Annotated in this window: 15 protein-coding genes; 1 reads left to right on the forward strand and 14 read right to left on the reverse strand. The window is 61.6% G+C overall.

What is annotated here, in order from left to right; genetic code table 11:
* Positions 1 to 22: 22 nt before the first annotated feature.
* The 5 genes from JKV55_RS04575 to rpe form a co-directional block, all read right to left on the reverse strand.
* Positions 23 to 457 (reverse strand): DUF6515 family protein, encoded by a 435-nt coding sequence (locus tag JKV55_RS04575; RefSeq protein ID WP_202082637.1) that lies wholly within the window; start codon positions 455 to 457, stop codon positions 23 to 25.
* Between the two features lie 164 nt (positions 458 to 621).
* Complete coding sequence (locus JKV55_RS04580; protein ID WP_202082639.1) at positions 622 to 834, reverse strand: hypothetical protein; 213 nt, start codon at positions 832 to 834, stop codon at positions 622 to 624.
* Positions 835 to 894: 60 nt separating this feature from the next.
* Positions 895 to 1,902: a tryptophan--tRNA ligase gene (gene trpS / locus JKV55_RS04585; RefSeq protein ID WP_202082781.1), complete on the reverse strand. Its 1,008-nt coding sequence runs from the start codon at positions 1,900 to 1,902 to the stop codon at positions 895 to 897.
* Between the two features lie 16 nt (positions 1,903 to 1,918).
* Positions 1,919 to 2,590, reverse strand: coding sequence for a phosphoglycolate phosphatase (locus JKV55_RS04590; protein ID WP_202082641.1), 672 nt, complete (start codon positions 2,588 to 2,590; stop codon positions 1,919 to 1,921).
* Positions 2,583 to 3,257 carry a ribulose-phosphate 3-epimerase gene (rpe, locus tag JKV55_RS04595; protein WP_202082643.1) on the reverse strand — a complete coding sequence of 225 codons (675 nt, stop codon included), beginning with the start codon at positions 3,255 to 3,257 and terminating at the stop codon, positions 2,583 to 2,585. Before rpe ends, JKV55_RS04590 begins: the two co-directional genes overlap by 8 nt.
* 104 nt (positions 3,258 to 3,361) lie before the next feature.
* Between rpe and JKV55_RS04600 the strand changes: the two genes are divergently transcribed.
* Positions 3,362 to 3,538: a DUF2970 domain-containing protein gene (locus JKV55_RS04600; protein ID WP_202082645.1), complete on the forward strand. Its 177-nt coding sequence runs from the start codon at positions 3,362 to 3,364 to the stop codon at positions 3,536 to 3,538.
* A gap of 49 nt (positions 3,539 to 3,587) precedes the next feature.
* Here the strand turns inward: JKV55_RS04600 and JKV55_RS04605 are convergent, their stop codons facing one another.
* The 9 genes from JKV55_RS04605 to pilM all read right to left on the reverse strand — a co-directional run bounded on the left by JKV55_RS04605 (position 3,588) and on the right by pilM (position 12,504).
* Entirely contained in the window at positions 3,588 to 4,415 is an 828-nt protein-coding gene (locus JKV55_RS04605) for a Dam family site-specific DNA-(adenine-N6)-methyltransferase (RefSeq protein ID WP_202082647.1), read from the reverse strand.
* Between the two features lie 62 nt (positions 4,416 to 4,477).
* Positions 4,478 to 5,905, reverse strand: coding sequence for an AAA family ATPase (locus JKV55_RS04610; RefSeq protein ID WP_202082649.1), 1,428 nt, complete (start codon positions 5,903 to 5,905; stop codon positions 4,478 to 4,480).
* The gene (aroB, locus tag JKV55_RS04615) at positions 5,902 to 6,984 is read right to left on the reverse strand and encodes a 3-dehydroquinate synthase (RefSeq protein WP_202082651.1); all 1,083 of its coding nucleotides are present in this window, start codon (positions 6,982 to 6,984) and stop codon (positions 5,902 to 5,904) included. Before aroB ends, JKV55_RS04610 begins: the two co-directional genes overlap by 4 nt.
* A 14-nt stretch (positions 6,985 to 6,998) precedes the next feature.
* On the reverse strand, positions 6,999 to 7,517 hold the full coding sequence (gene aroK, locus JKV55_RS04620; protein ID WP_202082653.1) for a shikimate kinase AroK: 519 nt from the start codon (positions 7,515 to 7,517) through the stop codon (positions 6,999 to 7,001).
* Between the two features lie 247 nt (positions 7,518 to 7,764).
* On the reverse strand, positions 7,765 to 9,774 hold the full coding sequence (locus JKV55_RS04625) for a type IV pilus secretin PilQ (protein WP_439654895.1): 2,010 nt from the start codon (positions 9,772 to 9,774) through the stop codon (positions 7,765 to 7,767).
* A 33-nt stretch (positions 9,775 to 9,807) separates the two neighbouring features.
* Positions 9,808 to 10,323 carry a pilus assembly protein PilP gene (locus tag JKV55_RS04630; protein WP_202082655.1) on the reverse strand — a complete coding sequence of 172 codons (516 nt, stop codon included), beginning with the start codon at positions 10,321 to 10,323 and terminating at the stop codon, positions 9,808 to 9,810.
* Positions 10,320 to 10,904 (reverse strand): type IV pilus inner membrane component PilO, encoded by a 585-nt coding sequence (locus JKV55_RS04635; protein ID WP_202082657.1) that lies wholly within the window; start codon positions 10,902 to 10,904, stop codon positions 10,320 to 10,322. Before JKV55_RS04635 ends, JKV55_RS04630 begins: the two co-directional genes overlap by 4 nt.
* Positions 10,901 to 11,461 (reverse strand): PilN domain-containing protein, encoded by a 561-nt coding sequence (locus JKV55_RS04640; protein WP_202082659.1) that lies wholly within the window; start codon positions 11,459 to 11,461, stop codon positions 10,901 to 10,903. Before JKV55_RS04640 ends, JKV55_RS04635 begins: the two co-directional genes overlap by 4 nt.
* The gene (pilM, locus tag JKV55_RS04645) at positions 11,449 to 12,504 is read right to left on the reverse strand and encodes a type IV pilus assembly protein PilM (protein WP_202082661.1); all 1,056 of its coding nucleotides are present in this window, start codon (positions 12,502 to 12,504) and stop codon (positions 11,449 to 11,451) included. The genes JKV55_RS04640 and pilM overlap by 13 nt, the downstream gene beginning before the upstream one ends.
* Positions 12,505 to 12,531 lie beyond the last annotated feature (27 nt).

Below are 12,531 nucleotides of genomic sequence, written 5' to 3' on the forward strand. Positions count from 1 at the left end.
ATAAATGCCACTGCAAAAACCGTTACCATCTGTGCCCGGGCGGTGCGGAGACAACCCGGTAGCCCCGATCGTAAGGACGGAAGTAATTGCCGCCATGGTAGTAATAGGGCCCGTCGCTATAGCTGAAGCTGATAAAGCCGCCGGGCAGGGAGGACACTATGGTGCCCAGGGGCAGGCTCACCGAAATATGGGTGCCGGGGCCGGGCACCGCGTAGTAAGCCGGCGGCCGGTGGTAATGATGCCGCTCCACCACCACTACCCGTTGTTTCGGCGCATGGCGGTAATAGTGCTGACGCTGCTTCATATGCTTGTGGGGGTGGTGCTTATAGTGCTTGGCATGCCGCTCATAGCGGTGATCATCCCAGCGGGCCTGGGCCTCGGGTACCGCCGCCCCCAGAGCGAAGACCCCCAGCAGGGGCAGCAGCAAGGCACCGCGCCTTAATACAGAACCGTTCATACCCGATCCTCCTGTGGTCGCCGACACTCCGGAGTGGAGAGGATAATCTAAGCATGGATCGGAATGGACGATAGCAACAGCACCGGGAACAACGCTGCGTCAGGCTGTGACAAGAGGTGTAGTAAGAGTAACCGCTTACTCTGCCACCCCGGATATGGCGGCGGCTACTGTTGGAGAAAACGCCCCTGGGCCATTTCCCGCTCGCGCTGGCATTCGGCCAGATAGATGGCGGCGATCACGGCGGCGTACTGATGATGATCATCCACCGCCTTGGATACCATCAGTTCCAGGGTCTTTTCGTTCTTGGCCATGCGGAATTTACGCAGCCAGTACAGCTTGTCGGTCAGTTCCCGATCAAGAGGTTGTTGCTCGGTCATAGGTGGGAGTAAATCCAATCAGGCAAAATCGAAAAAGGAGCCAATATGGCTCCTTCTCAGTCAACGGCTTTTCGGAACGAAGCCGATTACATCATATACCTTTTCCAGGGTCTGTACAGCCTTCACCCGGGCCTTGTCGGCCCCCATGGTCAGTACCTTCCTGAGCTCGGTCTCGTCTTCCCGCAACTCGTGAAAGCGACGCTGGATGGGCTCCAGCATGGCCAGCACCGCCTCGGCGGTTTCGGTCTTGAGGTGGCCGTACATCTTGCCTTCGAAGTGCTGTTCCAGCTCGGGAATGGCGCGGCCGCTGGCACCGGACATCAGGGTCAGCAGGTTGGACACGCCGGGTTTCTGCTGCTGGTCGAAACGCACCACGGGCGGATCTTCCGAATCGGTGACCGCCCGCTTCAGCTTCTTGGCGATGCTCTTGGGATCTTCCAGCAGGCCGATGAAGTTGTTGCTGTTGTCGTCCGACTTGGACATCTTCTTGGTGGGCTCCTGCAGGCTCATGATGCGGGCGCCCTCTTCCGGGATAAAGGGCTCGGGCACGGTGAACACCTCGCCGTAGAGCTGGTTGAAGCGGTAGGCGATATCCCGGGTCAGCTCCAGGTGCTGCTTCTGATCATGGCCCACCGGCACCTGGTTGGCCTGGTACAGCAGGATATCGGCCGCCATCAGCACCGGGTAGGTGAACAGGCCGGCGTTGATGTTTTCGGCGTAGCGGCTGGACTTGTCCTTGAACTGGGTCATGCGCGACAGTTCGCCGAACTGGGTGTAGCAGTTGAGGATCCAGCCCAGCTCCGCGTGCTCCGGCACGTGGGACTGGATGAAGATGGTGCTCTGCTCCGGATCCAGGCCGATGGCCAGGTAGAGGGCGGCCGCATCCAGGCAGGCGGAACGCAGGGCCTGGGGCTCTTGGCGCACCGTGATGGCGTGCATGTCGACGATGCAGTACAGGCAGTCGTAGTCCTGCTGCATCTTCACCCACTGGCGCAGGGCGCCCATGTAGTTGCCTATGGTCAACTGGCCCGAAGGCTGGGCACCGCTGAGTACTATCGGTTTAGCCATGGTCATCTGTTCTCTGTCAATCTGTTAGCAATAGGTCGGCGAGGGCGGCAAAGTCGCTCAACACCCAGTCGGGGCCGCTGTCCGCGATATCCCGGCCGTAGTTGTAACCGTAGGTCAGGCCCACCACCGCCATGCCGGCCGCCTGGGCCGCCAGCACGTCGTTTTCGGAATCACCCACCATCAGGGTGCGGGCCGGGTCCATGTCCAGGGTGCGGCATACGTGCAGCAGGGGCGCGGGGCTCGGCTTCTTCTCCGGCAGGCTGTCGCCGCCCAGCACCAGCTCGAACTGCTCGCTCAGCCCCGAGGCCGCCAGTATGGCGGGGACGAAACGATAGGGCTTGTTGGTGACGATGGCCAGCCGCTTGCCCGCCCGGCGCAACGCCGCCAGGGTGTCGAGCACCCCGGGGTAGAACACCAAGCCCTGGTCGGCCACCTTGTCATAGGCCGCGTCGAAGGCGGCGCGCGCCGCCTGCTGCGCCCCGGCGTCGGGTTCGGCGCCGAGGGCGGCGGTCAGGGCCCGGCGTACCAGCATGTCGGCGCCGTTGCCCACCCAGTGGCGCACCGCCGGTTCGGCGGCGGGGGCATGGCCCAGCTGCGCCAGCATCTGGTTCACCGCCAACTGCAGCTGGGGCACGCTGTCGATCAGGGTGCCGTCCAGATCGAACTGGATCAGGTCGAAATCAGCCATGGGCTCTGGCCAGTTCGCTGCGCATCTGGTCGATCACCGTCTTGTAGTCGGGCTGGCCGAAGATGGCGGAGCCGGCCACGAACATGTCGGCACCGGCCTCGGCGATATCACGGATGTTGTCGACCTTGACGCCGCCATCGATCTCCAGGCGGATGTGGCGGCCGCTCTCGTCGATGCGACGACGGGCCTGGCGCAGCTTGTCGAGGGTGGCGGAGATAAAGGACTGGCCACCGAAACCGGGGTTGACCGACATCAGCAGGATCACGTCCACCTTGTCCATCACGTAGTCCAGGTGGCTGAGCGGCGTCGAGGGGTTGAATACCAGGCCGGCCTGACAGCCCTGCTCCTTGATCAGCCCCAGGGTGCGATCGATGTGCTCGGAGGCTTCCGGGTGGAAGGTGATGATGGAGGCCCCAGCCTTGGCGAACTCGGGCACCAGGCTGTCCACCGGCTTGACCATCAGATGCACGTCGATGGGAGCCTGAATGCCGTAGTCGCGCAGGGCCTTGCAGACCATGGGGCCTATGGTCAGGTTGGGCACATAGTGATTGTCCATCACATCAAAGTGCACCACGTCGGCTCCCGCCTCCAGTACCCGGGTCACGTCTTCGCCCAGGCGGGCAAAATCGGCGGACAGTATGGAGGGGGCAATCAGGTAGTCTTTCATCGGGGTTCCCTTAAGCGCAAAAAACGTCCCAATTCTACCCCAGCGTCCGGTGATTCTCTAGCGAGGCGTCTATGCTTGGCTGAAGTTGGCGAAAAAGGTGAGTTATGGGCTGGAAACACAGGCTGCAGGCGGTGGTGGCCGCCCTGTTCGGGGTACAGTCGGAAAAGAATCGGCAGCAGCAGTTCCAGGGCAGCCCCTGGCCCTATATCGGCGCCGGCGCCCTTGCCATACTGGGTTTTGTCCTGCTGCTGGTACTGGTGGTACGGCTGGTGCTGGCGTGAGGCGAACAGCATGTGCCGTCGCCACTATAAACGCAACGCCCTATCCCCCTCACGCCTCGCTTGCGCCGGGAGTAAAGAGCGCCAGCAATTCGTCGACCTTCTTGCGGTTGTGGCCATGGCGGCTGATGGTGCGCTTGACCGCCACCACATCCAGCTCCGCGTCCCGGTACAGCTCCCGGGTCAGGGGAATGTCGTGGTTGCTGATCAAGACAGGTACGCCTAAGGCCGCGGTCTCCCGGGCCAGCCGGGCCAGTATGGCCTGATCGTCCAGGGTAAAACCGTTGGCCGCATAGGTGGTGAAACTGGCGGTGGAAGACAAGGGCGCATAGGGCGGATCGCAATAGAACACCTGATCCTCCCGGGCCGTGGCAAACACTTCTTTGTAGCTCTGGCACACGAAGGTGGCCTTTTGCGCCTTTTCGGCAAAGAACCACAGCTCTCGCTCGGGAAAATAGGGTTTTTTATAGGCGCCGAAAGGCACGTTGAAGCCGCCCTTCTGGTTGTAGCGGCACAGGCCGTTGTAGCCATGGCGATTCAGGTATAAAAACAGCAGGGCACGCCGGTAGGCATCCTGCTCCCGATTAAAGTCGGTGCGAAAGCCGTAATAGGCGTTCCTGTCGTTATTGGCGGCGGTAAAGAGACCGGCAGCGTCGCGAATAAAGGCATCCGGGCGGGTCTTGAGCAACTGATAGAGGTTGATCAGATCGGCATTGATGTCGGCCAGCAGGTAGGCATCGAATTCGGAGTTAAGGAACACCGAGCCGGCGCCGACGAAGGGTTCAACCAATACCCGGCCTTCCGGCAGGCGGCGGTTGATGCTCTCTACCAGGCCGTATTTGCCGCCGGCCCATTTCAGGAATGCCCGAGTTTTAGTCATAGTCGTCGTCATTGCCGCACCGCTCAGAGGGCGCGCATTGTAACCGCAAGCCGATGCCATGACTATGGTTTGACTTCTTTTTGCACCTGCCCGAAGGGCTTGGGCCAGGGTTTGGCCGCCTGCAACTCGGCGGGCAGGCCGGCGATGGCCCGCCTCGCCTGCTCGGGTACCTCGAAATCACCGTATACCAGCACAAACCAGGGCTGGTCGTTGATGGTACGCGGATACACCCAGACCGGTGTCAGGGGATGCCGGGCCACCAGCCGTTCCAGCACCGCACGGTCGCGTCCGGCCATCAGTTGCAGGGTGTAGCGGGAAGCGGGCTTTTGCATCAACACCGACAGCGGGCTCAACCCGGAAACGGCAACGGGAGCCGGTGCCGCCGCTTGTGGCGCAGCCGGTGCCGCCGCTTGTGGCGCAGCCGGTGCCGCCGTCTGTGGCGCAGCCGGTGCCGCCGTCTGTGGCGCAGCCGTCGCCGATGGGCTATCGTCCCCCTGGCCTCGCTGCATCAGGCGGCTGACCACCTCATCGGCGATGACCACCCGCTCTTTGTCGCTGTCATCCGGGGTTTGTGCCACCTTGGTACTGATATCGGGAGTATCGGGCAGCGGTTCGGCCGGCCACTCGCGCACCAGGACCCGGCCCTCGCCATCAACGGCAGATACCCCCGGCTCCGGTGGTTCGGGGGCCAGGCTGATGGGGGTGCTGGGCACGGCTTCCTGCTCAAAGGGCGGGCTCAATGCGGGAGCCGCATCGTCACGCTCGCCCCCCAACAGGCTGACGATCACGATCAGCAGCAGCACCAATATCAGGGCGGTAAGCAGTATCTTGATCGTTTTTTGTTCCAACAGCTGCTGATAACCGTTTTTTCTCATCTGCGGCTCCATCATGCCAATCACATCACCGGGATAACGGATATCGTGTGATGCTTCAGGTATCTTTTTATACCCCAGAGCTTGCCATAAATCTTGTTTATCTTCTTCCGTCAGTGGCGGCACTTCCACTTCCAGGATCTTGCCGCCGGCAGAGCCGCCGAGCTGCTGCCGAGCCTGGCCGGCCCAGTTGACCGCCCCCAGCAAGACCATAAAGGGCCGCAGCGGTGCCGGCAGTTCCCGATACAACTGCACCAGCTCCAGCAGCAGGATCTCCGTCAGCCACTCGGCATTATCGACGATCAGCAGCCGCTTGCCGGGGCTGGCCGGCAGCAGCCGTTGTATCGAATCCTGCAGATGATCATCGGCATCGAAAATACCACCGGGAAACCAGCTGCCGAGCAGGGCCTCCCGGAAGCCGGCATTGGTCTCAAACTCCTCGGCATCGAGGACGAGCGGCAACAGCAATTCGGTTTCATCGGCCAGCCGCTGGGCCAGGTAGGATTTACCGGCGCCTTCGGGTCCGGTCAGCAGGATAAAATCGGTATCGAGACGGGAAAGGTGCAGCAGCCGCGCCAGCAGCTGCTGCTGAGAGGAGAAAGGAACCTGGATGGTCACGGCGTCCGTTCCGGCACCACCACCCGGGCCAGCTGCTGTTCGGTCACGTCATCCACCACCTGGGCCCGGCCGATGCCGAGCGGCAACACCAGGCGCAGCTTGCCGGCCAGTACCTTCTTGTCCCGCAGCATATGCGGCAGGTAATGAGCGATGCCCATCTCGGCAGGGCCCTGGATCGGCAGATGCGCCTTGATCAGCAGGGCTTCCACCCGGGCGACCTCGGCCGCGCTCATCTCACCACGCAGCTGGGCGGTCAGGCAGGCCTGCATGGTGCCGGCCGCCACGGCCTCACCGTGCAGCCAGTTGCCGTAGCCCATTTCCGCTTCAATGGCATGGCCGAAGGTATGGCCGAGGTTGAGCAAGGCCCGCACCCCGTGTTCCCGCTCATCCGTGGCCACCATCTCCGCCTTGATTTCACAGCAACGGCGAATGGCGTAGGCCAGGGCATCCGCCTCCAGCCGCTGCAGGCGCTGGATATTCTGCTCCAGCCAGGCGAAAAAGGCCGCATCCCAGATGATACCGTATTTGATCACCTCGGCCAGGCCGGCGGCAAACTCGCGCTCGGGCAGGGTTTGCAGGCACAGGGTATCGATCAGCACCAGTTCTGGCTGATAGAAAGCCCCGATCATGTTCTTGCCCAGGGGATGGTTGACCGCCGTTTTACCGCCGACGGAAGAATCGACCTGGGCCAGCAGGGTGGTGGGAACCTGGATAAAAGGCACGCCGCGCTGATAACAGGCGGCGGCAAAACCGGTCAGGTCGCCGACCACGCCGCCCCCCAGGGCGATCAGGGTGGTATCCCGGCCATGGTTGGCCGCCAGCAGCTTGCTCATCACCTCGTTGAAAGTGTCCAGCGTCTTGTACTGCTCACCATCGGGCAGGACCAGGCTGTCCACCTGCAGAGGAGCCAGCAACGATACCAGCGCCTCGAGATAAAGGGGGGCAACCACCTCATTGGTGACCACCAGTACTTTCTTGCCCTTGACGGCATCACGCAGCAGCGTAGCCTGGGTCAGGGCCCCTTCGGCGATGATGATGGGGTAGCTGCGCTCCCCCAGGTTGACGGTTAACCTTTCCATGGATCTCCTGCCCCTTACAGGCCGATCAATTCGGCAATCTGATTGGCGACCAGCTTGGCACTCTGTTCGTCGGTGCGCACCACATAGTCGGCAATTTCCAGATACAGTTCGTTGCGCTCGGTTGCCAGCCGTTCCAGTACTTCCTGGGGCGGCTCTTCGGTTTGCAGCAGCGGACGCCGCTTGTCTTTCTGCACCCGGGCCAGCTGCTTTTCCACCGGCGTTTCCAGGTAGACCACGATGCCCCTGGCCGACAACCGGTTGCGACTTTCTTTACTCTTGACCGAGCCGCCACCTGTGGCCAGTACAATGCCCTGCAGCTCGCTCAGGTCGTTAATCACCTTTTCTTCGCGTTGGCGGAAGCCTTCTTCGCCTTCTACATCAAACACCCAGCTGATATCGGCACCGGTTCGACGCTCAATCTCATGATCGGAGTCGTAGAAATCCATATGCAGTTGCTGTGCCAGGTATTTGCCGATGGTGCTCTTGCCCGCACCCATAGGCCCCACTAGGAAGATATTGCGTTTCTCAGCCATGTTACACGAAATTCTCACAAACAAATGCGCCCCACGAACACCGCAGGGTCGACGATGAACCTAACCTTAACTTTCTGAAATAGGACGCCGGATTATCGCAACTGCGTCGGTCGCTGGCAAGGGTAACGCCGCTCAAGGAGTCAAAGATACCCGCACAGCGATGATATCGACATCCCGTTGCCTTGCGCGCAAGCCCATCATTTTCCTGTCGTTCTTCAAGCCGCCCATGCCATGGGCCGGCATGTACTCAGATACTGTCGTGCACGATACGGGGGGTGACGAAGATAATCAACTCGCGCTTGCTGTTGTTGTCCCGGATGGTCTTGAACAGATTCCCGACGACCGGAATATCCCCCAGTACCGGCACCTTGGTTACGTTGCGGCTGATGTTCTGCTGGAAAATCCCCCCCAGTACCAGGGTTTCGCCATCGTTGACCAGCACCTGGGTGGTGATCGACTGGGTATTGATGGCTACCGCCTCCCCTCCGGTGGCCTGGGGAATGCGCTCGCCTATGGTGTCCTGGGTGACGGTCAAATCGAGCACCACCCTGTTGTCCGGGGTGATCTGTGGTGTGACCATAAGGCTGAGCACCGCGTTCCTGAACTGCACCTCGGTACCGCCGTCGCTGGAGCTGGAGAAGGGGATCTGGGTGCCCTGCTCGATCAGGGCCGGCCGTTGATTGGAGGTGGTGACCCTGGGGCTGGCGATGATCTCGGCCCGGTTTTCCCGCTCCAGCGCCGACAGTTCCAGATCGAGAATACGGCCGCCGCCCAGCTTGGCGATCTGGAAGGCGATACTGCCCGCCGCGCCGGCCACCGGCAGATTGACGTTGAGGGAGGTATCGTTGTCACCGGCGCGGACCCCCTCCAGGGTTCCGCTGACCCTTTGCCGGTTGCTGCCCCCGCTGCTGTCGTTGCTGTAGCCCCAGCGCACCCCGAAAGCCTCTTCGAAACCGTCATCGATGGTCACCATGCGGGCCTCGATCACCACCTGCTTGATGGGAACATCCAACAGCTCCAGCATACGGCGAATATGGTCGATGCTTTCCCGGGTATCCCGGATCACCAGGGTATTGGTCCTGTCGTCCACCGCGATGGCACCCCGTTCGGTGAGCAGGCGGGTGCTTTCGTTGGTCAGCAGGGCCACCACCTCTACCGCCTTGGCATAACTCACTTGCAGCAACTCGGTGACCAGCGGTGCCAGCACTTCCTTGGCCTGGCGATTCTCCAGCTGCTGTTGCTCCTGCCGCGCCAGCTCGGCCGCCGGCGCCACCAGCAGGATATTGCCATCCAGCCGCTTGTCGAGGCCACGAACCTGCAATATGGTGTCCAGCGCCTGCTCCCAGGGTACGCCGTCCAGGCGCAGGGTGATATTGCCCTGCACCGCGTCGCTGGTGACCAGATTGAAATTGTTGAAGTCGGCGATCAGCTGCAGCACGCTCCGCACCGGAATATCCTGGAAGTTCATGGAAATAGGCTTACCGCCGTATGGCTGTCGCGCATCGCTGGGAGCCGCTGCAGCCGGCCTGGCGACTTCCAGTACGAACAGCCGCTCGGACTGATCATAGCGATAGTCGAAGGCGCCGGAGGTCTCGACCGTCAGCAGGCTGTGGCCGGCCTCCCGGGTACTGCCGATGCGGCTGACGACGGTGGCGAAGTCATTGACGTCCAGCACCTGCAGCAAGGCATCGGCGATATGGGTATTGAGGAACTTGGCGAACAGCCGCTGGCCACTAACCTGCATGTCCACGGCAGCCGAAGCTCTGTCCAGATTAACCAGCACCAGGCCCTGGCCATCGCGGCCACGACGAAAATCGATGCCGGTGATGGCGTTGGTGGCGCCCGACGGCAAGGTAGCCCCGTCGCTGCCGGTACCGCTGACGCCCGCCCCCAGCAGCAGTTGCAGACGACGACCCTCGGCCTGCAGCCGGTAGGGCTGTATCCTGTCCATGCCCAACGCCACTTCCAGGTTGGCGCCGACGCGGCGTACGTCCACCGCGTTGATCCCCTGGCGCTCAATCGGGATCAGGTTTTCCTGCAATGCGGAATCGCCGCCCGGAATTTGCAGGACCAGACGATCCGGCTGGTGGCGCATGATCTCGGTAATCGCCGGCGGCGGGCCATCGAACTCCAGCTCGAGTACCAGTTGATCCCCCGTCAGCGGATTGACCCTGATGCTCTCCAGGCTGACGGCGGCCCGCCCCTGCCCAGTCAGTACCAGGCTGAACGCTAGCCAAGGCATCAGCTTCACTGCCATCCCCATTGCCATAACGCACTCCCGCCGCTGTTATTATTGTGTCCTGGATAACGTCAATCGGGTTTTCCGGGGTTCCCAACAGCCTTTTTCGTCGGGAATGTATTCTTTCAGGAGCAGGTCGCTGTCGGTAATGCCGATCACCTCGCCGTGATAGAGCCCCATGCGCTGTCCCATGCCGACCCGGTGCGCCACGCCGTCCTGGGTAAGAACCAATGCCCACAGGCCCCGGCCATCCCCCAAGGTGCCCCGCAGCGACAGGTTGTCGAGCGAGTATTGTTCCAGTGCCGATCGGGAGGCCCGGATCTCCGGCTGGGCACAGGCAACACTCACCGAGGCGGGCGAGGCGAGGCTTTCCGGCCGGGGCTCGGCAAAAGGGCTGCGTTCCGCGCCTGGCCGGTACGCTTCGGGCACATATTCGTTCATCTCGGGCAAAGGTTCGGGCGGCGTGGCCGGCCGGGCCTTCACCTCGGCGACATACGGCTGCAAGTCGCTGCCTTCGATACAGGCGGTCAAGGCCAGCAACATCCCCAGCCAGCAGAGCCCTCTCATGGCGCCACCGGCCTGCTGTACTTGTAGGTCTTGGCCAGCATGCTCATGTTCAGTTGGTCGTCGCCGGTACGGGACAGGCTGAAGCTGTCGATAATGACAATACGGGGCAGGGCGGCGACGTCGGCGACAAAGTGCCCCAACTGGTGATACTCGCCACTGACGATGATACGCATCGGCAACTCGGTGGAAAACTGGTTGGGCTTTTCCGCTTCCCAGTTGATACGTTCCAGCTGCAGGCCGTTGTTGGTGGCAATAAAACTGATATCGTCCAGCAGGCCGGCAATCTCCAGGTTGTTGGGCAATTTGCGCAACTGATTTTCCAGCAGGATCTGCAGCTCGGCCAGCTGTTCCTGGTATTCGCCCAGCCCCGCCGCCTGCCGGGCCATGTCCTCAAAAGCCATCCTCAGCCGCACTTCCTCGGCCTGGGTTCTGTCCAGCTGTGCCAGGCTGTCCTTGATAAAGAGGTAGCCGACGACAGCGGCCAGCAGGACACACACCAGGGCAATGGCGACGATTTTGGCGGACTTGGGCCACTGGCCGATATTATCGAAATCCAGCTCCTCGAGCTGTTGCCAGTTCATCGCATCGCTCCCGCTATGGTTTCATTGACCCTGAACAGCATGGAAAACTGACTGAGTGCGACAGGTTCGGCATCGCTGGCGAAAATGGAGCTGATCCTGGGCTCCATCAGCCAGCCGCTGCCTTCTATATGGCGGATCATGGCGGCCACCCGGGCGTAAGCTTCGGCCTTGCCCACCACATCGACCCTGTTATCGGCCACATTGACGGAGCTCAGGTACACACCGGGCGGCACCAGTTCGGGCAACTGATTGAACAGCCGCACCGAAAAATTGCGCCGCTGCTGGAAACTGTCGATCAGCAGCATCAGCTCCATCAACCGAGCCCGCTGCTCCTGGATATGGCGGATTTCGCCCAGCACCAGGTCGAGCCGGGCCGTTTCGGTCTGCAGCAGCTGATTACGCTCCTGCTGGCGGGCGATGTGCTGATGCACCCACAGGTTGATCACCAGCATCGCCGCCAACGTGGCCAGTGCAGCCCCTCCCAGCCAGGCCAGAAACTGCTTCTGCTGCCCGGCCCGGACCCCGTCCCGCCAGGGCAGCAGGTTTATATTGGACATGGGGTCCCTCCCCGCAATGCCAGTCCCAGCGCCGTCATGTAGGCGGCATCGGTGCCCTCCCTCGGCCCCTGTTCGAACAAGCGGCCAAAATCCGGTTGCAGCACGGGAATGCTCAACTCCTGTTCGAGTACCGGGGCCAGTTCCGGCAGCAGACTGCCACCGCCGCTGAGAAACAAGGCGGCGGGCGGCTTGTTACCCGAACTGCTGCAGAACAACTGCACGTTACGACGGACATGCTGGAGTACCGCCGTGATATACTGCTGCTCGGTATCCTGTCTCAGAGCCGGGGGAAGGGTGCCATCGATCTTCGCCTGCTCGACGCTGTCTTCCGCCATGTCGGTCAATTTGCACAATTCCCGGGTCAACTGGGCACCGCCGAAGTGCTGCAGCCGGCTGTGGATCACTTCTCCCTCTTCAATCACTGCAAAGGTCAGGCATTCGGCACCGATATCCACCAGCGACAGCATACCGGCATGGGTATTGTCTGCCGCCAGGCAGGCATTGACCGCCCGGGCCAGGGCATGCACGCCGATATCCACCACCCTGGTATGCCACCCCGCCTGCTGCAAGGCGCTCAACCGGGTGCTGATGCTTTCGGTGCGGGCGGCGCTGAGCAGGATATTTTCCCGCTCCGGATGGTGGGCATTGATGCCCAGGCTTTCATAATCCAGGCTGATTTCATCCAGCGGATAAGGAATGTGCTGCTCGGCCTCGAGCAGCACCTGATTTTCCAGCTCTTCCGCCGACAGGTTGCGGGGAACCAGTATCATCTTGGTAATGACACTGTTGCCGGTCACGGCGGTGGCGGCGTGGTCACAACGGCAATGGAGCTGACGCCGCAACTGCCGCAGCGCCATCACCACCTGGCCCACATCCAGTAGCTGGTGATCGATAATACTGCTCTTGGGGGTGGGAATACTGGCCACGGCGTCGAGCGAATAGTGGCCCGGCGTTCCTCTTAAGGCCACCGCCTTAATGCTGCTGGTTCCGAAATCTATTCCTACCAACCATGGGAAACGCCTGCCGCGGCTAAAGCTCAGCATAGGTATCCGTGCTCTTGTTTTTATTGG

Source organism: Zobellella iuensis, assembly GCF_016746085.1.
GTDB lineage: Bacteria > Pseudomonadota > Gammaproteobacteria > Enterobacterales > Aeromonadaceae > Oceanimonas > Oceanimonas iuensis.